We start from the raw sequence: 24,907 nt of genomic DNA, 5'->3' as shown, positions 1-24,907 counted from the left end.
TAATATAAACAAAAGAGCGCTTATTATAAGCGCCCAGTAACAACAGTTATATGGAAGTATTTATCCCGTAAAAGCCCGATTGGTGAGGGTTAATAATTAGTGGGGGATGAACAAAACCCCACTGATTAAAGTTTCACTTTATTCAATACCGCTCGGATCAAACGAATACTGCTGCTTATTCTCAATCCGCTCAATCACATTTTGCAGCTCATCTGGCTTCAGAAACTCAATAGGAGAGAAGCCTTTTTCAAATGTAAGTGTGTCTGCTTCAATCATAAGTACATATCGATCATTTACCTTCGCAATATGTATTTGATCCCCGAAATCAGCAAGCAGGGCCTTCACAGAGATATGATCTGCTTTTAGTTTTAATTCGACTTCAGGAGCATGCTCGACGATTTGAGCAGTTGCTTCCATTACTTCTTCGGTTGAAAATTGTTCCATAATTTCGCGTTTCGGACTGGCAGCCCATACTTCCATCGCTTGGTCGAATTGTTCGCGTTCTTCCGTACCTTCTTCAAATACATCTTCAATTTGGTCGTATACCATGTCCATTACTTGTGTTTTCATAATTTCAGGCATAGAGCGTTCGTATTCGACGAATTTTAAGAAGTCTTCAAAGTAGCGGGCATGTGATGCTTGGTGTATTTTTAGTTCGCCTACTTCAACCATACCTTCTTCAGGCATGTACGGATATTGGATAGATTTCATATTCTTTGTTGTGATGGCCATTTCAACGTTACGAATCAGTGTTGATTCATCAGAAATAGAAGCAACCTTTGGTTCAAAGTCGCATTTCATTACGAATACGAATGGATCATCAAAGTATTTGCGTAGTTTTGCCTGAGCAATTAAAAATACACCACCACGTACAGCGCTTGTGTCAAGATATGTATAAACGAGAGGTTCGCTCATATCTTTAAAGTTTTCTTTTGTTTCTGCAAAGCGAATACGATTAAAAAGGTTGTAATGAGGGTTTGAATCAAGTTCGTGCCCTTCTTCTACAATAAAGCGACCAATTTTTGTTGGGGCTTGTTCTGTTTTTGCATGACGTTCTACTTTTCGCTTCGATATTTTTAATAACTCACCATTCAAAAATTCTTTTAAGGAACTATCTTCATATTCTTCAGCGTCTAAAGTTTGAAAATGTTTGTAGCGTTTATCAACTGCTTCACCTTTTCCTTCTACTTGTACAACATAAAAGGAAAGATAATTTATTTCAAAATCCATATTTATCACCTTGTTTCATTTCATTAACTCTTATCAGTATAGAGATGGAAAAAACTTTCGTCAATTTATATAAGGAAGGGGAAGCCCCTTCCTTTATATAATCTTTATTTTCTCGATTAAAATCCGTCTTCTAATGCTGCGAATGGAATGTTTAGTCTGTTTTCTACTGTGCGTAAACGTTGGTTTAAGCGGTTTAGTCTACGTGTATGGCGCTCAACTGTATTTTCTAGTTGACGAACTCTTTGTTCAAGCTCATTTACGCGTCTTTCTAATTGACGATTTCCAGTGCCAGGAAAAGAGATTGGAAGTTGGAATTGTCTATTTTGGTCATATGGATTCGTGTGCTCTGCTTGATCTATATAAGATTGATATTGTGTTTGTAAGTCATACTGTGGTTGTTGGTACGCATATTGATTATATGGATCATATGGATTGTAGGGATACATAATAACATCCTCCATTTCTTTAAAATAGGTTGAATTCACCATAATGTATGTGCAAAAGCGGAGTGGTGGCACGGCAAATACCTATTTATGTTGACGGGATTTCTCTTTATCCCGCTATTTGCTGGGCAATAAGACCCCCATGTCAAAATTCAGCAGAAACAAAGAAGGTCGGGATGCCCGTAAAACCCCCACTGATTACAGTTTCACTTTATAAAAAATAGCTTGAGGGTTTTTGATTTGTATTTCTTTTGCTTAATGGTATATACTGGATAAAAGAGAGAGTTTACATAAAAGTTACAATTCTATCAAACTCAAACTTTTATGTAAATATGTATAGACATTTATAAAAGAAAAGAGTAATTTATATAGAGTGAAAAATAACTTGTAACATTTTATAAACATATTGTAAAATGATTGTAACAAAACATACATGAAAATGAAATAAATACATAATAGTGATGTTGGGGAAAGGGAGAGAGTATATTGTTCCGTAAAGTAAAGGGTATATTGGTTGGGGTGTTATGTGTAGCTATAATGAGTGGCTGTGGTGCAAAAGTAAGTGATGTTGCATTGGTAAGTGATATTGGTGGGCATACTGTAGAGGCTAAAGCAGAAGTGCAGGATACTATTAGTTTAGTTGATGGTCGAACTGGTACTGAAGTGAAAAAATTAGATTTATCTAGTTTAGGCTATTTTGAAGATGAAGCGAAATTTAAAAAGTCTGTAACAAAGGTTGTTGGTGAGGTTGGAAAAAGCGTCGACAAAAAAATGGTTCCTTCACGTATAGCACCTGATGGAAGTTGGCAAGAAGGAAAACCTTCTTATGAATTAATGGAAAAAGAATTAGTAGATAAATTGTTAAATGTTGGTATGTGGGATGCTACGTATCAGTTGCCGATCGTGGAGAAAAAACCAGTCGCAACATTAAGTGATGCGCAAGGAAATGGTACGGTAATTGGTAGATATGAAACGAACTTAGGTGGTTCAACAGGTGGCCGTATTGAGAATATTCGTTTGTCAGCAGCGAGCATAAATGGAGTTGTGTTAGCAAAAGGAGACCGTTTCTCTTTTAATTCATTAATCGGTGATACAACACCAGATAAAGGATATCAATTAGGGAAAGAAATAGTTGATGGTAAATTAGTAGATGGATATGGCGGTGGTGTTTGTCAAACATCTTCAACTTTATACAATGCAGCAGATCAAGCTGGTCTGAAAATGGTGGAGAGAACTACACATTCTAAAACGGTAGGTTATGTTCCACAAGGAAGAGATGCTACAATTGCATATCCATACTTAGATTTAGTATTTGAAAATACGAATGATGCACCTGTGAAGCTTTATATGGGCATTCAGGGTGGAAAGCTAGTTGCTGAAGTACATAAAATGAGATAAGAGTTAAAAAGCCACCTTTTCTAAAAGTTAGAAAAGGTGGCTTTTTATTATGAAAATAAAAATGTATGTAAATTCTGACTTTTCTTATTTACATAGGATGATTTTAGTTGTATCCTTCATAGTAACGGTTATATGTAATGGGAAAATATAGGGATAAGGAGATGAAGTTATTCATGGTAAAAATTCATCCGAAAACACGTATTGGTCATGTTGAATTTAAAGTGAAAGATTTAGAGCGTCAAATTGCTTTTTATGAGAATGTTGTAGGATTAGAGGTAATTAAGCAAGAGGGGAATAAAGCATATTTATCTGGAAAAGGTGGAAAGAATGCGTTACTTGTTCTTGAAAAGTTAGAGGACGGGGTACTGCAAGAACCGCGTACGACTGGTATATATCATGTAGCCTTTTTAGTTCCGACTCGTGAAGCTTTTGCTTCTGCGCTATTTGGGGTTCTTCGTAATAAGAATGTAATTGACAGCCCGGCTGAGCAAGAAGGGCGTTATACATATTCAAATGAAATTTTACCAATTTCAAGGTTTAATAGTGCAAGTGATCATACATATAGCGAAGCTTTTTATTTGCAAGATTTAGAGGGGAATGGTATTGAAATTTATGTAGACCGTCCGCGCGATCGATGGGGAGAAGGGCCAGGAGGAAGTACACCACTTGATTTAAAAGAATTGGCAACATTCGTTGATTATGAGTTTGATGGTTTGCCTGCTAATACTGTCGTTGGGCACGTACATTTACGAATAGCTGATGTAGAGAAATCACATGAATTTTATGTGGAAACAGTAGGTTTTGAAGTACAACAGCGTGAAGAGGATTGCTTATTTATTTCAGCAGGGGGATATCATCACCATATTGGTGCAAATACGTGGAACGGAGTAAACAATCCACACCCACCAGTACATGCAACTGGGCTAAAGGTGTATACGATTGTACTACCGTATAAAGAAGCGTTAGATGAAGTGAAAGAAAGATTAATAGAAAAACAACATGAAATAAATGAAACTACAAATGGGTTTGTGGTGGTAGATCCAAGTGGTATTACAGTGCAGTTTGAAATAGAAGCAGTGTAAAATAAGCGAGAAAGTGTATAATCACTTTCTCGCTTATTTGTGATCATTCATAGCTCAATCCAATATCTTCTTACTACATTCCCATCTTCCTCAGTGAAATCATCATCACGAAGCCCGCCGTTATGTAAAATCGTTTTTTCAGAAGCGGTATTCACTGCGTCGCAAACGACAAGTACTTTCGTGATGTCTAATTCCTTCGTTTTTTCTAATGATAATGCTAGTAACTTCGTAGCATAACCTTTTCTTCTTTCAGAAGGGCGAATGCCATAACCAATATGACCGCCAGCGTTAAATAAATGTTCGGTTAAACTATGACGTATATTAACAGCTCCCACAATTTTATTTTCATCTGTAACAAGCCAATATGTAGAGTCTGGTACCCAAGTTTCAGGGATATTTATTCCGTTATGCGCATCGAGAAGTTCTTGAACCATAGCTGGGAAGTTGGCAGGATTTTTTGAGATAACCCACGGGATCATTGTTTCACCGCTATCTTTCCATTCGTTATAGAAATCTAAGTATTCTTCTTGTAAATCAGTAGTAGGTGTAAGTAACGAGACGTTCATTGTTAGTAAGCTCCTTTATTTATGTATTTTTTATAAAAAATTATGAAACAAAATGAAAGCGTTTTCTAAAATTTCTCAACCTAATTTCATGCAATCCACCTTTGGTTTTTTAGAAAATTAGTGAAGGTTTAAAATCAGGAGTTATTTATTTTATGTTAATATTTAAAATATTAACATAAAACAGTCGGAGTATTAAGTGTATTTTAGTGGTATTCTTTCATGGTGATAAATGGATGTTTGTGATAATTTTTGTTTTATCTATCTATAATGAATGAAAGGGGGAAGTGCCCGTGAGTGTAGATTTTGATTTTATTATACGAATCGGTGTTGCTGGCTTGTTAGGAGCAATGATTGGTATTGAAAGAGAAATTCGATCGAAAGAAGCTGGATTAAAGACTCATTTCCTCGTAGCGGTAGGAAGTGCGTTAATAATGGTTGTTTCGAAATATGCCTTTTCAGATATTGTGTATGAAGAGCATACGTCTCTAGACCCAAGTCGGATTGCAGCACAAGTCGTTAGTGGAGTTGGTTTTTTAGGTGCAGGCACAATTATTATTCAAAAGCAGGCGGTGAAAGGATTAACGACCGCGGCTGGTTTATGGGCTACTGCCGGTATAGGATTAGCAATTGGAGCGGGAATGTATGTAGTAGGCATTGGAGCGACGATTCTCGTTTTAATTGGTTTAGAAATTGTAAGTCGTATTTTTAAGGTGCAATTTCTATTTCCACAAAATATAACAGTGCAAATGTTTGTAAATAAACATGAAGCGATACAACAAATATTAGAAACACTACAAGTGAAAGGCATCCCAATACTCTCATATGAGGTGGAAGCTTCACAGCAAGGTACAGAAACTGTTTATAAGGTAGGAATGCAGCTGAAAAATATATCGTCAGAAGAAAAGAATGAGTTTATTCAGCATATGCAAACATTACCGGAAGTTACGTTTATAAAGTTAAAATCATAGTGTTGAAAACGAGGATAGATGTAGCAGAAATTTTGCTATTATCTATCTTTTTTTGATCTAAAATGCACGGAAAGTCAAGCGTTAATTTTACATGAAATGAATATATGTGTGAACGTTACCTTATTTTTTCTCAATACAGGACAAAAAGTAAAAATAGTAAAATAATGGAGCGGGACACTAAAAATGTAAGGTAGGGGAGAGCATGAAAAGCTATTCAAAGAAAATGTTAGTAGGGGTAAGTTTTGCTAGTTTAATGTTAGGGAGTTTTCAAGGGGGCAGTTTGGCAGAAGATACTAAGGGAGAGCAAGTTTCTTATCGAAATGTGCTCAAAATGGAGCCAGTCGGTGTACAACTACCAGTACAAGAATTAGCTCATTCATCGAAAGTGCTCGAAAGCAAGTCTTTTGAGAAAAGGCTACAATTTGCCGATTTATCACAAAGACCACCTGAGGTGAAAAAAGAAAGTAAGCAATTAGCTGTAGCGAAAACTTATACAATTGCTGAATTAAATCAATTAAGCAATCAGCAGTTAGTAGATTTACTTGTAACAATTGATTGGGAGCAAATTACGGGGCTATTTCAGTTTAATACAGACAGTCTAGCATTCTATCAAAATGATAGTAGGATGCAGGCGATTATTGATAAATTGAAGCAGCAAGGACAAGCCTATACGAAGGATGATTCAAAAGGGATTGAGACATTAGTGGAGGTATTGCGTTCAGGATTTTATTTAGGATTTTATAATTCGGAACTTAGTAAATTAAATGAACGGAGTTATCATGATAAATGCTTACCTGCATTAAAAGCGATAGCTAACAATTCAAATTTCAAGCTGGGTACATTAGAGCAAAATAGAGTGGTATCATCATACGGAAAGTTAATAGGAAACGCTTCGAGTGATGTGGAAACGATAACATCAGCTGCAAAGATTTTTAAACAATATAATGATAATTTTTCTACATTAGTAGATAATCTTTCAGCTGGAAATGCTATTTACGATATTATGCAAGGTGTTGATTACGACATTCAATCGTATTTGTACGATACGAGGAAAGCACCGAAAGATACAGTATGGTATCAGAAAATAGATAGTTATATTAATGAACTAAGTCGTTTTGCATTAATGGGAACGATTACAGCAAAAAACGGTTGGCTTATTAATAATGGCATTTATTATACAGGTAGACTCGGTACATTCCATAGTACAGGAACGAAAGGGTTACAAGTTGTAACAGATGCGATGAAAATTTATCCGTATTTAGGGGAGCAATATTTCGTAGCTGCTGAGCAAATCGCAACGAATTATGGCGGAAAAGATGCAAATGGTAAAGTGGTGAATTTAGATCAAATAAGAGAAGATGGAAAGAAAAAATATTTGCCAAAAACGTATACGTTTGATGATGGGGCAATTGTTTTAAAAGCTGGAGATAAAGTGACAGAAGAAAAAGTAAAACGTTTATATTGGGCGGCAAAAGAAGTGAAGGCACAATTCCATCGTACGGTTGAAAGTGATCAACCTTTAGAAAAAGGAAATCCTGATGATGTACTAACGATGGTTATTTATAATAGCCCAGCAGAATATCAATTTAATCGTCAATTGTACGGTTATGAAACGAATAACGGTGGTCTTTATATAGAAGGAACAGGTACGTTCTTTACTTATGAGCGTACGCCAGAAGAAAGTATTTATAGTTTAGAAGAATTATTCAGACACGAGTTCACGCATTATTTACAAGGTAGATATGAAGTACCAGGGTTATGGGGACAAGGGAAAATATATGAAAATGAAAGATTATTTTGGTTTGAAGAAGGGAATGCTGAATTTTTTGCAGGGGCAACGAGAACGGATAATGTTGTACCGAGAAAGAGTATTATAGGAGGATTATCTTCAAATCCAGCAGAGCGTTATACGGCAGAGCGAACGTTAAATGCAAAGTATGGAACGTGGGATTTCTATAATTATTCCTTTGCTTTACAATCGTATATGTACAATAAGAGATATGATATGTTCGATAAAATACATGATCTTATTAGGAAAAATGATGTAACAGCATATGATGCATATCGCTCTACATTAAGTAAAGATGCGAATTTAAATAAAGAATATCAAGACTATATGCAAATGCTAGTTGATAATCGTGAGAAGTATAATGTGCCATTAGTATCAGACGATTATTTAGCGAATCATGCATCGAAGCCAGTTTCAGATATTGCAGCAGAAATAACAGCGGAAGCAAAATTGAAAAATGTATCAGTGAAGAAAAATAAATCACAGTTATTTAATACATTCACACTACAAGGAACATATACAGGAACTGCAGCAAAAGGAGAATATGAAGATTGGAAAACAATTACACAAAACGTTAATGATACGTTAAAACGTTTAAGTGTAAAGGAATGGACAGGCTATAAAACAGTAACAGCATACTTCGTAAATTATCGCGTGAATGCATCAGGACAATTTGAATATGATGTTGTGTTCCATGGTATTGATACGGAAGAAGGGGCAGAGAATAAAGCACCAGTTGCGGTTATAAACGGTCCGTATAGTGGAAATGTAAATGAAGCAATTTCATTTACAAGCAACGGATCAAAAGATGAAGATGGGAAAATTATTTCATATAAATGGGAGTTTGGTGATGGAGCAGTAAGTAATGAGCAAAATCCAACTCACGTATATACAAAAGAAGGAGCGTATACGGCTAAATTAACAGTAACAGACGATAAAGGAGCAACTAATACTGCTACAGCGACTGTAACTGTTCAAAAGAAAGAAGATAACAGTGTAGAAAAAGAACCGAATAACTCATTCCAAACAGCAAACAAACTGCAGTTAAATCAAGTTTTACATGCTAGTTTAGGAAATGGCGATACAAGTGACTTCTTTGAAATTAATGTGGAGAATGCTAAAAACCTTCAAATTAACGTAACGAATGAAAATAATATCGGAATGAACTGGGTACTTTATTCTGAAGCAGATTTAAATAATTATGTTACGTATGCTCAGCAACAAGGGAATAAACTAGTAGGTAGTTACTACACGTATCCAGGGAAGTATTATTTACATGTGTATCAGTATGGTGGTGGAACAGGGAATTATACGGTGGAAGTGAAGTAGTAAAAAGGGAGTTGTCTTTTTCAATGAATGGCACAAGGTCTGTACTTTAATGAAAAAACAACTGCAGGAAATGTCCCTAATGATAATAACAAATTAAGTATCGCGAGATATTATATTTACATTAAACAAATCTAATCAGTAAATGAGATAAAATCGATGAACTAGTATTTCATCACGATGTAAGAAAAGTTATAAATATTAAGTGTTTTTAATTGAATTAAACTAAAGGATCAGAGTATATCTGTAACAATAGATATACTCTGATCCTTTTATGTAATTAACTAAATAGAAAATTGTTATCACGTTAGCAAGGGATACTAATAGAAAAACGTGTCCCTTTACCTAATTCACTCTCTATCTCTATATCTCCGTTTAATTCTCTAATAATACTATAAGCAATCATAGTACCAAGCCCAGTTCCTTTTTCTGTTGTTGAATAGAATGGCAAAGCAATTCGTTTTATTTGTTGAGATGACATCCCAATTCCTGAATCAATAATATCAATTATGATATTTCCTTTTACTTTTTGTATATTTATTTGTAATAATCCACCATTTTTCATAGCCTCAATTCCGTTTTGGATGATGTTGTTTAGACAGAGTTTGAATTTTTCGGGGTCCCCATTTATATAAAAGGAATCTGTACTATTTTGTTTGATTTCAACTTTGTATGATAGAGCGAGTGGTGAAATAGTATCTTTCACCTGATTTAAAATGTGATTAATATCTATTTTCTCTTTTAGGGTGTTCTGTGGTTTGGTTAAAGATAAATAGTTATTAATAGTAGATTGTATTTGCTGCATTTCAATTAACATGATTTCTAAGTATTGATCCTGAGATAGCTTAGAGGCATGTTTTTCATTTAATAATTGAGTGAATCCATGTACCGTGGTTAGTGGATTGTGGATTTCGTGTGCAATTGACGCTGCTAGTTCGCTAGCTATATAAAATTTTTCAGCCCGTTGTAGCTTTTCTTTCATTTTATATTTCTCGATCATTCCCTCTATTAAATAAACTGATAATAATACTGTGAAAATATTAATGATTATGTAATTTAATAAAAATTCTATGAGAGTAGAGTCTATTTTCCCTCCTGTATGTATTTGAGTTACAATACCGCAAATAGAAAGTGAAGTTGTACATACTAAAATAAGGAGTAAGCTTAATAATACTTTTTTTTCTTTAACATACATAGGTAATAAGTAACGAAAGAGCATTGTTATACCAAAAATAATAGTGAAGATAATAAATGATGGAAGAACGCCATTTCCGCCTAAGTAAAACCGATAAGAAAGATATAAAATTCCTATAAAAACAATGTTTTTTGTATTTCCATATAGAAAAACTAATATTATAGGAATAAAACGTAAATCATAAATAAATCCCACATGTAAATGAAAAGGAAAAGTCATACAAAAAATAATAGCAATGGAGGAAAGGATAGAAAATAACATATTATTACATGTTATTTTTTCTTTAAACTCTAGCCAGAATACGTGATAGCTAAGGATACAAATTATTATAATAAAGGTATTTAATAAAAGAGTAGAAATTCCCATAGTTTTGCATCTCCAATAGTTTGTAAGTAGAATTATGTATGAGTTGGACAAAGATGTTTAGTATTAGTAGACTTTTTATCAAAAAAGGAAGGGTACTTGAAAAGTGCTGTTATATTACTCGTATTAAAATCGATAAGGAAAATAGGAAAAAATAATAGATAAAAAATCTATTTAAATTTATGTGCATATGAAATTATAAAATAACTTTTGTATAGGTAAAATTGGGATTGAGTTACTGATAAAATAAGGTTCTTTAAGTATGAATATTCTGTAAAAATGATATGTGTGGTGACTCCTGTTTTGTAGCCTTCGTTATATTAACATGGAATATATCAAATTACAAAGTGAAATTTTAGAAAAATTTTATTAGTACATTTTATCTGAAATAGAAATGCTATTTATGTGAGTATTTTGGTACTTAATCGTATAAAACTTTGTTAGAAAAAGACTTTAAAATTTATAAGTTTTTTATGAAGCGTAATATTGTAACTTTATCTATGTGGGTTTCTCAATAACTATTAAGGTTAAAAGTTAAGATATATAGGTTTATAGATATGAATTATTACATAAAAACGCACTTGGAAAAGGATGTATGATGGTAATAGAATACAAACATCAAGGGGGAACTTAAAATGAAGTTAAATAAACTAGTGCTTAGTTGTGGAGTAGTTTCAGCATTAACACTTGGTGTGTTAGGGAATAATACTTATGCTGAAGAAGTGCACAAAACGAATGATCCAATTCATGTAGTTGAACATGTTTCTGCAGACTTATTATTAACTCAAACAATGGATTATAGTGGTGAGGCTGTAACTTCTTTCGTATATGATGGGAGTACTGACTTAAGCTTCTCTATGAAAAATAATGGTCAAAATACAATGGGATATAGTGTAAAAGGTCCAAATACAGAGCTAATTGTTGGTGGTTATATAAAACCTGGAGAACAACAAATTAATGTTACAAATGTACGGAATGCTTTATCTCCATTACCGAATGGAACATATAAAATTTACGTTTCAAATGATGATGGTTCTAAGGGGCAATTCCAAGTTTCAGTAAGATCTATGAATTAAATTTAAAACGCTTTGTTTTTAAGTTAATTTAATCTTTACTTATTGGAAAGAAGCTAAATTGAATTGAGAATTACCGATAAAAATGAAAACGAGCACCTTATCTAATTGGGAGAGGGTGTTCGTTTTTTGCTATTAAACAGAAAATAATTATAAATATATTTTGATATTCCCATTGCTAACCTACTAGATTGTGTCAACGAGAGAATGTCTACTATAAAAGATATTAAAATAAATATGATGTAACATTCAGCTAAATGATATGGGGAAATAGAAAAACCACTCTTATATGAGTGGTTTTTAGTAATTATTTTTAGGTTATACATTTAAAATTAGGCTAAGTTATAGAAATAATAAACATTTAATCCCGCATCAACTGCCAGTAAACGCCCGATTGGTTCAACTAATAATCAGTGGGGATGAACAAAACCCCCACTGATTAAAGTTTCACTTTATCCGTTGTTATTATTTTGGTTCTGGATAATGATTGTAGTATGAGATTCTAATAAATTCTTGGTAGACATTTGTTAATTTGGCATCTCTAAGAGCATCGTTGAATTTTTGCATACGTACACTACCTTGAGCGTAGCCTCCACCAGGAGTATAAGGGTTTCTAGCTTCAAAGTCATCCAAAAATACTTTTAATTTTTTATAGTCTTGAGATTGATAGAAAGCCACGGCCTCTTCAGGAGTAACGTCAAAGTAAGAGGATGATGTTGAGTTATAAGAAGCTGCTTGAGCAGTAGGTACCTCTAGCATAGTTGCAGCTCCACCGAACATAGTAAGCGCCATAGAAGATACAATAATTTTTTTTAACATAATAAAACCTCCGTGTAGAATATTGGATTAACAGTAACCCTGTAATCATTATAGTTACATTGAAAATGATTATCAAATGCAATATTGCATAATGTATCCCGCTATTTGTGGGCAGTAAGAATCACGCCCACAAATTCAATGAAAGCAAAGAAGTTAGATGGGGATCGAGCTGAATAAAGTTTTACTTTATTCTTTAAATGAGGAGTCACCCTTATATCTCAATAAAGGAGCGTAATAGAGAATTAATAGATTAAAAGAGGTGTATAAGTTACTCAGGTTAACAAGAAAATGTAGAGGATATTTTTAATAGGGGGAAAGCTTAATAACTGGAGTAAAGGAATTGCTATTTATATATTTAACATACATATTTGTTTTTTAAATTGTAGGCGCATTTTAGAATTTGTATATAGTAAATTCGTTAAAAAACTTGATAAATAATAAAATGTGTAAATTTTTTGACTATTTAATTAAAATTATTTAATATTTGTAATTTATTGTTTTATAATGATAAATGGGTCGGTCGTGAATGTTTTAGATATTGCGATATATACTCGGATTAATTTATTCTAGGGAGGTTACAAAATTGGGTAAGAGAGTCATTATAAGAGTTTTTACATTATTATCAGTACTGGCATTATTCCTTAATGTATTTTTACCTAGGGCTAGTGCAGAGGTTATGACGCATGAGAAATATTCAATGGACTGGAGTTATAGTAATAGTCTAGGTAAGTACATTCGCACTGAAATGATTAAAAATTCAAGTGGTCAAATTGCTTATTGCTTAACTCTTGGATTAAAATCACCAAATGGTGAAGATCTTCCTGAAATGGGGAAAACAGATAATGTAGTATATAGAGTCTTATTAAATGGTTTCCCGCAAAAAAGTATAGAACAGCTGGGAGTAGCTAATAAAAATGAAGCGCATTATGCAACGCAACTTGCGGTTTGGAATGCATTAGGTCAACTCGATGTAAATGAATTAAAACATGAGAATAAAAATGTTGAAAAAGCAGCTAAGGCTATTATTAGTAATGCTAATAATAGTGAAGAGACTCAAGATGTTTTTATGAATGTGATTCCTGCTGAAAAGCAAAAAGCAGAATTAAAGGGTGAATTCTTCGAAACAAATCTATATTCAGTACAAACAAATGCTAGGAGTGGTTCTTATAAGGTAGTAGCGAAAAATGCACCTAATGGAGTTAGAATTGTTAGTGAAAATGGAGAAGTGAAAGATCAGCTTTCAGTTGGAGAAAAATTTCGTATCCAAATTCCTAAGAATACAAAAACGGGTGAATTTAATTTAAGTGTAGCTGCTAATTTAACTAAAGTTCAAGCAATTGCTTACCGTGGTACGGATACTGTTCAGAACGCTACAGTACTATTAGAAAGAAATGAAGAAAAGCTTAGTAGTGATCTTGCAGTAAATTGGGAAGCAGCTGGTTCTTTAAAAATTAAAAAGGTTGGAGAAAATGGAGAAGTTTTAGCTGGTGCAGTATTTGAGGTCTTTAATGCAAATAATGAATCAGTTGGAAAAATCACGACTGGTGCTGATGGTATGGCAGAATTAAACAACTTACCAATTGGTACTTACACATTAAAAGAAATTAAAGCACCAACAGGCTATGTTTCAGATGATAAACCACAAACTATTGAAGTTAAGACAGGAGAAACAGGAGCTGTCCAAATAGTAAATAACAAAGTAAAAGGTAACATCGAAATTAAAAAGCTCAGTGATTCAGGAAAGGTTTTACCAAATGTTGAATTCACAGTCTTTACTGAAGATGGAAAAGAAGTGCAAAAAGTAGTAACAAAAGAAAATGGAATTGCAAACGTTGAAGGTCTTACGTATGGTAAGTATTATTTCTTAGAGACAAAAACACCTAATGGATATATTGGAAATAAAACAAAGTATCCTTTTGAAATTAAAGAGCACAATAAAACACTTACTTTTACAGTGGAAAATACCGAAGTGAAAGGTAGTGTAAAATTACTAAAAGTAGATAATGAAGATATTAGCAAAAAATTAGAAGGTGCAGTATTTGAATTGAAAGATGAAAGTGGAAAAGTAGTTGGGGAATATAAGACAGATAAAAATGGCGAGATTAACGTCAAAGATTTAGCGTATGGTAAATATTCATTTGTAGAAAAGGCTTCTCCACATGGTTATGTTCTTGTTAAAGAACAAATTATGTTCGAAATAAAAGAACATAGGAAGATTATTGAGTTATTGGCAGTTAATCATCTTATCAAAGGTGATCTAGAAATTACAAAGGTAGATGTAGCTGATGGAAATAAAAAGCTTCCAAATGCAGAATTTACGATTTATAACGAAGCAGGAAAAGAAGTAGTAAAAGGAAAAACAGACGATAAAGGAATCGCTAAATTTGAAAAATTACCATTTGGAAAATACACATATAAAGAAACTGTTGCACCAAAAGGTTATGTATTAAATGAAGAAACGTTCTCTTTTGAAATTAAAGAGAATGGTCAAATCATTAAACACATTGTCAAAGATGAAAAGATTCCTTCAATAAAAACAACAGCTACTGATAAAACAGATGGCACAAAAGAAATGCACACGTCTAAGTCTGTAACAATCCAAGATAAAGTGGAATACAAAGACCTACAAGTAGGTAAAGAATACACTTTAAAAGGTAAATTAATGAGTAAAGAGACTAATAAACCATTAGTTGTAAATGGTAAAGAAGTAACAGCTGAAACGAAGTTTACACCAAAAGAAGCAAATGGCTCTATTACATTAGACTTCACATTTGATGCAACTGGTTTAGAAGAAAAAGAGGTAGTAGTATTCGAAGAGTTATTGAAAGAAGGAAAAATTGTTACAACACATGCTGATATCAATGATAAAGGTCAAACAGTTAAGTTCGTTAAGCCATCAGTAAAAACGACAGCAACAAACAAAGCTGATGGTGGAAAAGAGATTCATTCAAAGGATTCTATCACTATTCAAGACAAAGTGGAGTATACTAACTTAGTTGTAGGTAAAGAGTACACTGTAAAAGGTAAACTAATGAACAAAGCTATTAACAAACCATTATTAATTGATGGAAAAGAAGTAACAGCTGAAACGAAGTTTACTGCAAAAGAAAAGAACGGTCTTGTAACATTAGACTTTACTTTTGTTGGTGCTGAACAGCAAGGAAGAGAAGTAGTCGTGTTTGAAGACTTATTACATGAAGGTCAAGTAATTGCAACACATGCTGACATTAACGATGTAGGTCAAACAGTTCGATTTGTAGAACCTTCTATTAAAACGACAGCTATAAACAAAGCTGATGGTTCTAAAGAGTTAGACGCTTCTAAATCTGCAACAATCCAAGATAAAGTGGAATACAAAGACTTAATCGTGGGTAAAGAGTATGTTGTAAAAGGTAAACTGATGGATAAAGCAACAAACAAGCCATTATTAGTTGATGGTAAAGAAGTAACAGTAGAATCTAAGTTTATTGCTAAAGAGAAGAATGGTTCTATCACACTAGATTTCACATTTAATGCTTCTGCATTACAAGGTAAAGAAGTAGTAGTGTTTGAAGAACTGTATCAAGATAATATATTAGTAGCTATTCACGCTGAAATTGAAGATAAGGGACAAACAGTGAAATTTAAAGAGGTAAAGCCGGAACAACCTAAACCAGAACAGCCAAATTCAGATAAAAATACTCCAACACCAGAGCAGCCTAACGAGCAAGTAAAAGAACAACCACAACCTAAACAAGAAATTCAATCTAAAATTGGATGGTTACCGCAAACAGGTACTAATCTTACAAGTTGGATCTCTATGGCTGCAGGCGCATTACTGTTAATTGTTGGTGGAGTGATTTTCTTAAAACGTAAAAATGCATAGAAATTAAAAAATAAGCACATCTGCTTTTATAACAAGATGTGCTTATTTTTATCATTTTAGCCAAGAAGACTCCTATATTTAAGCGTGAATGGCATTTAAAATAGCAACTTTATTTGTAGTAAACAATACATAATTTTGTTTTACTGTTTTAATTAAAATACGGTCTGTTGTCTCATAAGCTGTTCCAATACGTATTACATCTACTTCTTCAACACCAGCATAGGTAGCATCTTCGGTAACCTCAATCACATCACGTAATGGAATTGTAATCTCCGCCAATTGCCATGAAATAATTAACTCTTCATTTGTTTTTTTTACATTAATGCCTAGCATTATACCAAGACCCTTCAATAATAATATGCTACACTTCTAATCTTATTATATAAATTTTTAGATTTTTTATCTATATGTAGGAATAGAATTTATTTATATCTGTGAGCATTTTAATGATGTCAAACAAATAGAAGGATATACAGTCTTTCTGTTAAGAACTATATATAAACAAAAACAGACTTTAGAAGAATATATGGATCTACGAAAATAGAATTGAAGAATTAAACTGGCTATCAATAGACGTGAGATTGTAAAGGGCAGGGGATATAAATTAAGGTGTTTTTTAATTTTTTTGGTGAAGAGGGAAGGTATCCCTCTTCTTTTTTCATTCCTTGTAAAATTTGAGGATGTCTTAAGGGAGTGAAAAGATGGATTGTGTGGGTGTATTAATAAAGGCTACTTTAGGTGGCTTCTAGAGATGTTTTTTGAGGGAATACAATATTATAAGTTGTAGTATTCATTGCAGCAATTGACTATAGTATAGGAGCATTCACGTTGGGATATAACAGAGAATTATAGAGTAAAGTAGGATTCAAAAGCATTGTTAAAAATGTGGTTATTATAAGTTGTTTTTCTATCAAAATAATTAGCTTTTGTTCAAAATTTAAGATTATTATTTTATTATATGTAGTAACTATTTATATTATTTAATAATTACTTGGTTTACTATTAAGGTGATTATCTTACAAAAGTGTAAGGTTATTTTAATTGACACTCATATATATGAGTAACTATACTGGTTACACAATGTTGGTAATTATATTTAATAATCTCTATCTATAAGTGTATGTCCGAGGATTATTTTTGGAGTAATAGTTCGATTTTAAATTCATTATCTGCTATATAGTAATGCGAAGAACTTAATCTATTCTTTATTCAAGGTCGTATTATTTAAAGATTAATTATAAATGATATATTTACCAAATTGTAATAACTTGATAGAGGTGTTACATTTTGAAATACAAATTAATTGCTACAGGAATTCTTGCTGGAAGTCTATTATCCTACTCATCTAATACATTTGCAAATACTCATAAGTTCCCAGATGTTCCTGCATGGGCGGACAAATCCGTTAATTATTTAGTTGATAAACAGGTATTGAATGGCTATCCAGACGGAACTTTCGGTTCAAATGACTCATTAGACAGAGCTTCGGCTACAAAAATTATGACAAAAGTTTTAGGTCTACAAATTGACTCTAATGCAAAACCATCATTTACAGATTCACAAAACCACTGGGCGACTCCGTATATTGCTGCTGCTGAAAAAGCTGGTATTGTTAAAGGTGAGGGTAATGGAATCTTCAATCCATCCGGAAAAGTAACTCGCGCTGCTATGGCTACGATGCTAGTAAATGCATATAAACTACAAAGCACACCAAATCATAATGAGCAGGTTAAATTTGAAGATTTAAAAGGGCATTGGGGAGAAAAATATGCCAATATTTTAATCGGTTTGAAAATTTCCAATGGTACTGAGAACGGTTGGCAACCAAATAGATTTATAACACGTGCTGAAGCTGCTCAACTTACTGCAAAAACAGATATGATGCAACATCGTCAAAAAAAACCATTAGAAAGCAAAACAATTATTATTGATCCTGGACATGGTGGCGAAGATCCTGGGAAATCCACAAAGGGATTACCTGAAAGTAAGATTGTACTAGACACTTCTTTACGTCTACAACAATTACTTGAAAAGCATACACCATTTACAGTTTTATTAACTCGTCAATCTGATAATAGACCAGGACATGATCAAAAAAGTTCTTTACAGGAACGTGTTAAATTTGCTAAGAAAAATCGGGGTGATATCTTTATAAGCGTACATGCAAATGCTTTTAATGGTAATGCAAAAGGGACAGAAACATATTACTATAAATCTTCTAAATCTGAAAAAACAAATCCTCATGTGGAAGAAAGTCGTGTTTTAGCGGAAAAAATTCAAACACGTTTAGTAGAGGCACTTCAAACACGAGACAGAGGAGTTAAACATGGAGACCTTCATGTTATAAGGGAAAATGACATGCCAGCTGTGTTGACGGAACTGGCATTTATAGATAATGGTATTGATTACAGTAAATTATCTACGGAAAATGGCAGACAAATTGCAGCAGAAGCCATTTATGAAGGAATTTTAGATTATTATGAATGGAAAGGAAATAATGTATCTGAATATAGGCTGTAATAAGTAATTGAAAATATAGTAATTCTCGAAATGAAGAATTCTATAATTTTTTTTAATTTTTTAAACAACAATTTTAAATTTATATTTAAAATTGTTGTTTAAATCGTTATTTTATGTTTTAATAATGTTGATAATAGTTATCAATAATAGTGAGAGGAAGATTAGTGAAATATGTGTTTTTAGTTAGTGTCATAAAAGTTAATGAATTTCTATATTGTATGGCTATGAATCTATCTCTATTTTTGTGAACTAGAAATAATATATTTATATCTTTTAAATGTTTAAGAAGGAGTGGCTGTCTGTATGAAAAAAGCAAAAGAAATAGCTAAATGCGTTGCGGTAGCGTCCGTTATTATGTCTGGATCATTTGGTTTACAAGCAACATCTGCATTTGCAGATTCTAAAGGAACTGTAGAAAATCTTCAAAATGGTGGGAAGGTCTATAATAGTTTTAAAACTACTTATGACATGAAGCAAAATATCAAAAATTCAATAAAGGTTTCTTTTATTGAGGATCCTTACGCAGATAAAAAGATTGCAATTGTTACCACTGATGGTAGTAATATAGATGCTAAATATACAATTAATAGCGGATACTATAACGCAGGTTTAAAATGGCCATCAGCCTATCATACTGAAGCAGAAATAACAAGTGGTGATAGTGCTCAATTCCATAAAGCTGCCCCGGTTAATACAATGACTTCAGCAAAGGTCACTTCGGAGGTAGGGTATACACTTGGTGGAAGTGTTAAAGTAGGAGTAAATGATAAAGGGCCAAATGCCGATGCAAGTATCACAGGTAGCTTTGCTTGGAAAGAAAGTGTATCTTATGATCAAGTAGATTATAAAACGGTATTAGAGACCCACACAGATAAAAAATTAAATTGGAAAGTAGGATTCCAATCATTTAACTTCCCAGAGTGGGGAATTTATAATCGTGATTCATTCAATACTTTCTATGGTAATCAACTATTTATGAAATCACGTAGTTATAATGAAGGAACGAATAATTTTGTTTCAAAAGATACAGTACCAGCTTTAACAGGATATGGTTTTTCTCCAAACGTAGTAGCGGTTATTACTGCTGATAAAACAGAAACTACATCAGATTTAAAAATAACAAATCGTAGAATTTCAGATCAGTACAATATCGAATGGGTAAGTTCAAAATGGTGGGGAACAAATAATAAAGATACATATAATGAATTCTTTACGAACCACTATAAATTAGACTGGAAAAACCATCAAGTTACTCTTGATAACCAAAAAGCCCTTGAAGAACAAATGAATAGTATCAACAGCGTGAATGATAAACTTAACAAAGGAAAAGGGAAATTATCTCTTTCAATGAATGGAAATCAACTTAAAGCTACATCTAGCAATGCTGGTTATGGTATCAGTTACGAAGATAAAAATTGGGGTATCTTTGTAAATGGTGAAAAGGTCTATACTTTTAATGAAAAATCAACTGTAGGCAATATCTCTAATGATATTAACAAATTAAACATTAAAGGACCTTATATCGAGATTAAACAGATCTAGTCAGTAAATGATGGCCGATTGATGGATAATTATCTCATCAATATACGAGTTTATTTTAAATCTGTATAATGTAATGAAAGGACTAAAGTTTATCTATAAAATAGATAAACTTTGGTCCTTATTATTTTTTTGTTTGCACACGAAGTTAAGATAATATTAGATGTTTTTTGTCCAGACTTTCACTCGATTAGAAAAGAGCGTAAAGTATTTGAAAGCTATTGATATTACGCAAGGGGATATTGTTTAAAGTAATCAGAACTTCATCGGTTGTTAAGTTACCACTTTAAATATATAATTAAATTTCATTAAAAAGATACTCTATTCAAAGTCCTTATTGGGTTTTTGAAGTGAAATATATACTATTTGAGGTGTGTGAAATGGGGAAATCTCGAGAGCAGACAATGGAAAATATTTTAAAGGCTGCTAAGAAAAAATTTGGAGAGCGTGGCTACGAAGGTACGAGCATACAAGAAATTGCAAAAGAAGCGAAAGTGAATGTTGCTATGGCCTCTTACTATTTTAACGGGAAAGAAAACCTATATTATGAGGTATTTAAGAAATATGGTCTTGCTAATGAGCTACCCAATTTTCTTGAGAAGAATCAATTTGATCCTATCAATGCCCTTAGAGACTATTTAACGGTTTTTACTACACATATAAAAGAGAACCCTGAAATTGGATCATTGGCATATGAGGAGATTATTAAGGAAAGTGCACGATTAGAAAAGATTAAACCGTATTTCATAGGTAATTTTGAACAGTTAAAAGAAATATTACAGGAGGGTGAAAAGCAAGGAGTTTTTCATTTCTTCTCCATAAATCATACGATACATTGGATCACTTCTATTGTTTTATTTCCAAAGTTTAAAAAGTTTATTGATTCTTTAGGGCCAAATGAAACGAATGATACAAATCATGAATGGATGCCAGAAGACTTAGTGGACAGGATTGTTACTGCATTAACAGATAAACCTAAAGTGTAAAATTATAAAGAAGTATAATGTATTCTTTTTATTGAAAAAATACAAACCTTTTGGAAGTGAACCTAGTAGTATTAATTTATAGATTTATATACTTTTATGAAAATAAATGAAGTAAATTCAATTTAATCTTATTTATCTTATAGGGATTATAAGTTATACTAAAAGTAGGTACAAAATGTACCATTTGAAAAAGAGTGCATTGCAAAAAGGAATCCGTAAAGGATTCCTTTTTTTGTTTCTTTGAAAATGAAGCAATGTTCTAATAACTAGCAGTCCTTTTTGTATGGACTTACTGAGGTTATAATGAGAAGAAAAAGAACCCTATAGGGTTCTTTTTCAAGGCATATTAACAGTAAGGAGAATCATGAAATGCTACTTCAAATCTTTATTAGGGGAAAGATTTTGAAAAAGCTTAACATGTATTTATTTTTACATAAATGTAAGATGTAGTAAATTGATAATATTTATACTTACTATTACTAATATTCAATTAAGATAGTTAATACTATTTATATAGTGTTAACTGGTGTATAGTACAGTATAGATTTAGAAATTTAATATTAGATTACATTTGTTAAAAAAGTTAATAGATATATTATTTCAAATTCTAACTAACATTTAAACAATTTTAATTGAAATTGGTTGTGTATTAACCCTTATAAGCCAATAAAAGTAAATAAAATAAACAAAGACCCTGTAATAAATACAGGGCCGGATACAGGGTTAAGGGAACGCATAGTTTCTTAATATCATAGTAGCATATATTCTTTGTATAGCTACATGAGGATTTTGACAGAATTAAGAACAAGACAGAAAATCTGTAGGAAAGCAAATATAGTGCTGGAAATGTGATTTTAAATTAAGCTATAGGTATATTGAAATGGATGAAAACTCTTGAGTACCATGATTAAATTGCCTTTAATTATGAGGTTTAGGTTAGAGGGATAATTGGATCTTACTGAAAAGAAAAAATGTTTTTTAGATTAAAAGAAGAAAAGACACCTTTTGGGTGTCTTTTCTTTAGGTAAACAGTTCACATATTGCTGAATTAGATACGAAACTATAATTCGACTACGAAGTAAACTAACATAATCTGAACAGAAAAAATATGTAATATTACATTTTTAGTTTTTAATTATTTTATTCAATATAGAGAAGCAATGTAAATAAAAGGGCATGCAGTCGTATCTGCAGCCCTTTTTAGGAGGAATTCAAGACACCATTAGGACACGTATTGGTAAACAGGTTCAAAAATAGTATGTGTGAAAAGAAAAAGTCCTATACCAAAAGTAGACAGGACCTTATCTTTTTTAAATTTTAAAAAATGAAATTCTGTCCTTTTGAAATCAGTACAGCACACACTTGGTTTGAAATGAAATTAGAAAAAGTATACATGAAAATGGCAGACAACTATTTTGTTGCCTGCCGGTGCCAGTGGGTTGAATGAGTTAGTCAATTCAATAAATTGTGCTATCCCATTACCAGAAGAGTGAAGCCGCTAGTTCAAACGGCTTAGACATAGTTTGTCTAATAAAGAAAAAATTATGAGTAGAAATTTTGTTTGCTCTATATGAAAAGATAAATAGATATTCATCAGACAAGGATAATTTAGCATATCTTGAATAGGGTGTAGGAACGAATTAAAGAAAGGGATATTTGTTTAGGAAGGGACTGACTCAGGAGTGGGACTTTCGGACAGGGTTTGGGGAGCGGTGATTGCCTTTGGCATTGCGACTAATATCGTTGCTTGTATAATGGCAGTATACATTCAAAAATATGAGCTAATGATAAATCATCTTACAAATATTTTATTTTTAATAATTATCTCTTTAACGTTTATAAAGATGAAAATTAACAGATGGGTGGCTTTAGGATTTACATTAGTTGTAATAGAAAAAGGTATTAAAGCGGGCTATGACTTCTACACACATAATTATTATAGTGTCAGTTGGAGTTTAGCTATCATTGTCTATTGCATATACGAGATGGAAAAGTATCATATTGAAATAAACGAATAGGCGCAACAAAAAGGTGTTAGTAGGTGGAATTCTTTTTAAAATACTATAAAAAAGACACTACAAGAGTGTCTTTTTTTTGAAAATACTCTATAATTAACTTTGGGGAAGGTAATGTTAGAGTATTCGTTTAGCATTATCTTTATATTTGATAAACCATGAAATCGAAAGATTTTGTGGTTTATTTTATGAACAATAGATATTACAGTATTGGCAGTGAACTATTGATCATTTTAAGCATTAGGAAAGAATGGATTAAAAGTCTAACATCGAATAACGGTTCCGGAATATAGTGTTGCGAAATGATCTCCCATATCCCAAACGGTACTTGCCTGTATATAGCCTTTAAAGCCTTCTGAAGAATAATAAATCTCTTTTGGTATACTTTCTTTAGTTTGGAAATGTGCTTTAGAGTACTTTACATAATGGTTTTTAACAACTTTTGCTTCTGGAACAATAGTGTTTTTTTGTTCCAATTTTGGCCTAGCACTAGAAGGTGGTATGAATTTTACAGAATCTTGGTAATTAGTATCTAAGGTGTCAGCTTGTACACTGTGTGACGAAACAAAGGTGCTTAAACTACTTCCCACGACTAAAGTTGCAAATACTAACTTTGAGAATTTTGTTAATCTACTCATTCTATAATCTCCTTTTTATTATTTTGTAAGGTATCTCCTTACACCTCACAGTCTATATCCACTACAAAAGGGTGTACATACATATTGATAGACAAAATTCTACAAAATACCTCATGTTTTGGCGTTTATGTATAATAATCCAATGTATAATAATCTATCAAAAGTAAAAAGGTAGGCATTATATAAAAGAAAATGAATAATTTATGCAGAGTTTGTATATGAAATTATTGTTTAAATATTCTAAAATGAGTTGATAAAGATGTTGGTAGGTTTTTGGGAAAATAAATGATTCCCTAGGTGGAATTTGAAAGAAAGATTCTCTGTTAGAGTTTTTATAAGGGAATTCATTTTCGTAGATTCAAAATGTAAAAATAACTAAAGAATTAAGTAAAAGCACACATTTTAAATAAAAGCTCTGTTAAAAGTAAATGTTGATATTTGAAACCAATTCGAAATCTTAATATAATTTCATAAAAACTAACGTTCGATATGTATTGAGGTTGAGCAAAGCGTTCAGTAATCTATTGAAACATATTCGTGATTTGTCTCATACAGAGAGAGCAAGTGTTTCAATGGGGAAAAAGCTATGTTGAGTCTTTTTTCTTTGTCGGTGGTCGTCTAATCAATGAAATGACGGATGCTTATGATAGTTTGTGTCTAGCAACATTCGTGTATAAACGAATGAATTAAGAAAAGGGTGAAATATTGGATAACTCGAAATGGATGCCTTTAAGTAATGTTGATGATGATGAGGAAATTTGGGCAGGAGCAAGAGTTAGGTTGTACAATGTTGATATGAATAGAGAAGATAAAGAAAATAATTTCTATGAATATATTATTTCTTATATCTACGACAACACTAACTACTTACAACTAACTAATTTAACAACAGGAAAAGCAGGTTATATTATTTGTGTCGTTGAAAAAGAATTACCAAATAATTATGCTTTGGGCAGAACATTAAAGCAAAGAATAGGTTTAGAAAATACCTATTTTAGATTTGAATAATCAACAAATAAGGGAAGCACCAATTCTAAGGTGTCTTCCCTTATTTAATACTTTTTATCAATAATCAATATTAACAGAGCCTAA

At 32.3% G+C, this 24,907-nt stretch carries 18 protein-coding genes and 1 pseudogene; 12 read left to right on the top strand and 7 right to left on the bottom strand.

The window, feature by feature from the left end; translation table 11 throughout:
- Window positions 1–138: 138 nt before the first annotated feature.
- Together MR107_RS02500 and MR107_RS02495 are read right to left on the bottom strand one after the other, a co-directional pair.
- Complete coding sequence (locus MR107_RS02500) at window positions 139–1,230, bottom strand: DUF3900 domain-containing protein (RefSeq protein WP_242292045.1); 1,092 nt, start codon at window positions 1,228–1,230, stop codon at window positions 139–141.
- A 116-nt stretch (window positions 1,231–1,346) separates the two neighbouring features.
- Window positions 1,347–1,676, bottom strand: a complete 330-nt coding sequence (locus MR107_RS02495) for a hypothetical protein (protein ID WP_000283715.1) — start codon at window positions 1,674–1,676, stop codon at window positions 1,347–1,349.
- Window positions 1,677–2,159: 483 nt separating this feature from the next.
- Here MR107_RS02495 and MR107_RS02490 point away from each other — a divergent pair, with 483 nt between their 5' ends.
- Together MR107_RS02490 and MR107_RS02485 are read left to right on the top strand one after the other, a co-directional pair.
- A complete protein-coding gene (locus MR107_RS02490; protein ID WP_000488973.1) occupies window positions 2,160–3,071 on the top strand; it encodes a VanW family protein in 912 nt (303 codons plus the stop codon).
- A gap of 137 nt (window positions 3,072–3,208) precedes the next feature.
- Window positions 3,209–4,153 (top strand): VOC family protein, encoded by a 945-nt coding sequence (locus tag MR107_RS02485; RefSeq protein WP_130055527.1) that lies wholly within the window; start codon window positions 3,209–3,211, stop codon window positions 4,151–4,153.
- A gap of 47 nt (window positions 4,154–4,200) precedes the next feature.
- Here the strand turns inward: MR107_RS02485 and MR107_RS02480 are convergent, their stop codons facing one another.
- Window positions 4,201–4,719, bottom strand: a complete 519-nt coding sequence (locus MR107_RS02480; protein ID WP_001103118.1) for a GNAT family N-acetyltransferase — start codon at window positions 4,717–4,719, stop codon at window positions 4,201–4,203.
- A gap of 290 nt (window positions 4,720–5,009) precedes the next feature.
- Here MR107_RS02480 and MR107_RS02475 point away from each other — a divergent pair, with 290 nt between their 5' ends.
- Together MR107_RS02475 and colA are read left to right on the top strand one after the other, a co-directional pair.
- Window positions 5,010–5,687 (top strand): MgtC/SapB family protein, encoded by a 678-nt coding sequence (locus MR107_RS02475; protein WP_000109728.1) that lies wholly within the window; start codon window positions 5,010–5,012, stop codon window positions 5,685–5,687.
- Between the two features lie 202 nt (window positions 5,688–5,889).
- Window positions 5,890–8,805, top strand: coding sequence for a collagenase ColA (gene colA, locus MR107_RS02470; protein ID WP_242292044.1), 2,916 nt, complete (start codon window positions 5,890–5,892; stop codon window positions 8,803–8,805).
- A 304-nt stretch (window positions 8,806–9,109) separates the two neighbouring features.
- Here colA and MR107_RS02465 read toward each other — a convergent pair whose 3' ends face one another.
- Window positions 9,110–10,363, bottom strand: a complete 1,254-nt coding sequence (locus MR107_RS02465; protein ID WP_000513014.1) for a sensor histidine kinase — start codon at window positions 10,361–10,363, stop codon at window positions 9,110–9,112.
- A 632-nt stretch (window positions 10,364–10,995) separates the two neighbouring features.
- Here MR107_RS02465 and MR107_RS02460 point away from each other — a divergent pair.
- The gene (locus tag MR107_RS02460; RefSeq protein ID WP_000773522.1) at window positions 10,996–11,436 is read left to right on the top strand and encodes a hypothetical protein; all 441 of its coding nucleotides are present in this window, start codon (window positions 10,996–10,998) and stop codon (window positions 11,434–11,436) included.
- A 462-nt stretch (window positions 11,437–11,898) separates the two neighbouring features.
- On the opposite strand, the gene MR107_RS02455 is transcribed toward MR107_RS02460, so the two are convergent.
- Window positions 11,899–12,252: a hypothetical protein gene (locus tag MR107_RS02455; RefSeq protein ID WP_242292043.1), complete on the bottom strand. Its 354-nt coding sequence runs from the start codon at window positions 12,250–12,252 to the stop codon at window positions 11,899–11,901.
- 583 nt (window positions 12,253–12,835) lie between these two features.
- On the opposite strand from MR107_RS02455, the gene MR107_RS02450 reads away from it, so the two are divergent.
- On the top strand, window positions 12,836–16,117 hold the full coding sequence (locus MR107_RS02450; protein ID WP_242292042.1) for a VaFE repeat-containing surface-anchored protein: 3,282 nt from the start codon (window positions 12,836–12,838) through the stop codon (window positions 16,115–16,117).
- 78 nt (window positions 16,118–16,195) lie between these two features.
- Here MR107_RS02450 and MR107_RS02445 read toward each other — a convergent pair whose 3' ends face one another.
- Window positions 16,196–16,450, bottom strand: coding sequence for a SunI/YnzG family protein (locus MR107_RS02445; protein ID WP_074555063.1), 255 nt, complete (start codon window positions 16,448–16,450; stop codon window positions 16,196–16,198).
- A 954-nt stretch (window positions 16,451–17,404) separates the two neighbouring features.
- Here MR107_RS02445 and MR107_RS02440 point away from each other — a divergent pair.
- The 4 genes from MR107_RS02440 (at window position 17,405) to MR107_RS02425 (ending at window position 23,180) form a co-directional block, all read left to right on the top strand.
- Window positions 17,405–18,637 (top strand): N-acetylmuramoyl-L-alanine amidase, encoded by a 1,233-nt coding sequence (locus MR107_RS02440; protein ID WP_016125012.1) that lies wholly within the window; start codon window positions 17,405–17,407, stop codon window positions 18,635–18,637.
- A 303-nt stretch (window positions 18,638–18,940) separates the two neighbouring features.
- Complete coding sequence (hlyII, locus tag MR107_RS02435) at window positions 18,941–20,179, top strand: hemolysin II HlyII (protein ID WP_000709367.1); 1,239 nt, start codon at window positions 18,941–18,943, stop codon at window positions 20,177–20,179.
- A 377-nt stretch (window positions 20,180–20,556) separates the two neighbouring features.
- Window positions 20,557–21,162, top strand: coding sequence for a hemolysin II regulator HlyIIR (gene hlyIIR / locus MR107_RS02430; protein ID WP_000520484.1), 606 nt, complete (start codon window positions 20,557–20,559; stop codon window positions 21,160–21,162).
- A 1,682-nt stretch (window positions 21,163–22,844) separates the two neighbouring features.
- The gene (locus tag MR107_RS02425) at window positions 22,845–23,180 is read left to right on the top strand and encodes a hypothetical protein (RefSeq protein WP_000524431.1); all 336 of its coding nucleotides are present in this window, start codon (window positions 22,845–22,847) and stop codon (window positions 23,178–23,180) included.
- A 260-nt stretch (window positions 23,181–23,440) separates the two neighbouring features.
- Here MR107_RS02425 and MR107_RS02420 read toward each other — a convergent pair whose 3' ends face one another.
- Window positions 23,441–23,815: a hypothetical protein gene (locus tag MR107_RS02420; RefSeq protein ID WP_000088971.1), complete on the bottom strand. Its 375-nt coding sequence runs from the start codon at window positions 23,813–23,815 to the stop codon at window positions 23,441–23,443.
- 500 nt (window positions 23,816–24,315) lie between these two features.
- On the opposite strand from MR107_RS02420, the pseudogene MR107_RS02415 reads away from it, so the two are divergent.
- Window positions 24,316–24,454, top strand: a pseudogene (locus MR107_RS02415) (IS1595 family transposase); the annotation flags it as partial.
- A gap of 84 nt (window positions 24,455–24,538) precedes the next feature.
- The gene (locus MR107_RS02410; RefSeq protein WP_002041583.1) at window positions 24,539–24,823 is read left to right on the top strand and encodes a hypothetical protein; all 285 of its coding nucleotides are present in this window, start codon (window positions 24,539–24,541) and stop codon (window positions 24,821–24,823) included.
- Window positions 24,824–24,907: the final 84 nt, after the last annotated feature.

This window comes from Bacillus cereus group sp. BfR-BA-01441 (genome assembly GCF_022663075.1).
In the GTDB taxonomy this organism is placed as follows: domain Bacteria; phylum Bacillota; class Bacilli; order Bacillales; family Bacillaceae_G; genus Bacillus_A; species Bacillus_A cereus.
This window is presented reverse-complemented; position numbering and strand designations above follow the sequence as displayed.

Excerpts from the sequence above, each read along its gene's own strand:
- MR107_RS02485 (WP_130055527.1), top strand. The coding sequence starts at position 3,209 with ATGGGAAAATATAGGGATAAGGAGATGAAGTTATTCATGGTAAAAATT.
- MR107_RS02480 (WP_001103118.1), bottom strand. The coding sequence starts at position 4,719 with ATGAACGTCTCGTTACTTACACCTACTACTGATTTACAAGAAGAATAC.
- MR107_RS02445 (WP_074555063.1), bottom strand. The coding sequence starts at position 16,450 with ATGCTAGGCATTAATGTAAAAAAAACAAATGAAGAGTTAATTATTTCA.
- hlyIIR (WP_000520484.1), top strand. The coding sequence starts at position 20,557 with ATGGGGAAATCTCGAGAGCAGACAATGGAAAATATTTTAAAGGCTGCT.
- MR107_RS02495 (WP_000283715.1), bottom strand. The coding sequence starts at position 1,676 with ATGTATCCCTACAATCCATATGATCCATATAATCAATATGCGTACCAA.
- MR107_RS02410 (WP_002041583.1), top strand. The coding sequence starts at position 24,539 with ATGCCTTTAAGTAATGTTGATGATGATGAGGAAATTTGGGCAGGAGCA.
- hlyII (WP_000709367.1), top strand. The coding sequence starts at position 18,941 with ATGAAAAAAGCAAAAGAAATAGCTAAATGCGTTGCGGTAGCGTCCGTT.
- MR107_RS02420 (WP_000088971.1), bottom strand. The coding sequence starts at position 23,815 with ATGAGTAGATTAACAAAATTCTCAAAGTTAGTATTTGCAACTTTAGTC.
- MR107_RS02465 (WP_000513014.1), bottom strand. The coding sequence starts at position 10,363 with ATGGGAATTTCTACTCTTTTATTAAATACCTTTATTATAATAATTTGT.
- MR107_RS02460 (WP_000773522.1), top strand. The coding sequence starts at position 10,996 with ATGAAGTTAAATAAACTAGTGCTTAGTTGTGGAGTAGTTTCAGCATTA.
- colA (WP_242292044.1), top strand. The coding sequence starts at position 5,890 with ATGAAAAGCTATTCAAAGAAAATGTTAGTAGGGGTAAGTTTTGCTAGT.
- MR107_RS02455 (WP_242292043.1), bottom strand. The coding sequence starts at position 12,252 with ATGTTAAAAAAAATTATTGTATCTTCTATGGCGCTTACTATGTTCGGT.
- MR107_RS02500 (WP_242292045.1), bottom strand. The coding sequence starts at position 1,230 with ATGGATTTTGAAATAAATTATCTTTCCTTTTATGTTGTACAAGTAGAA.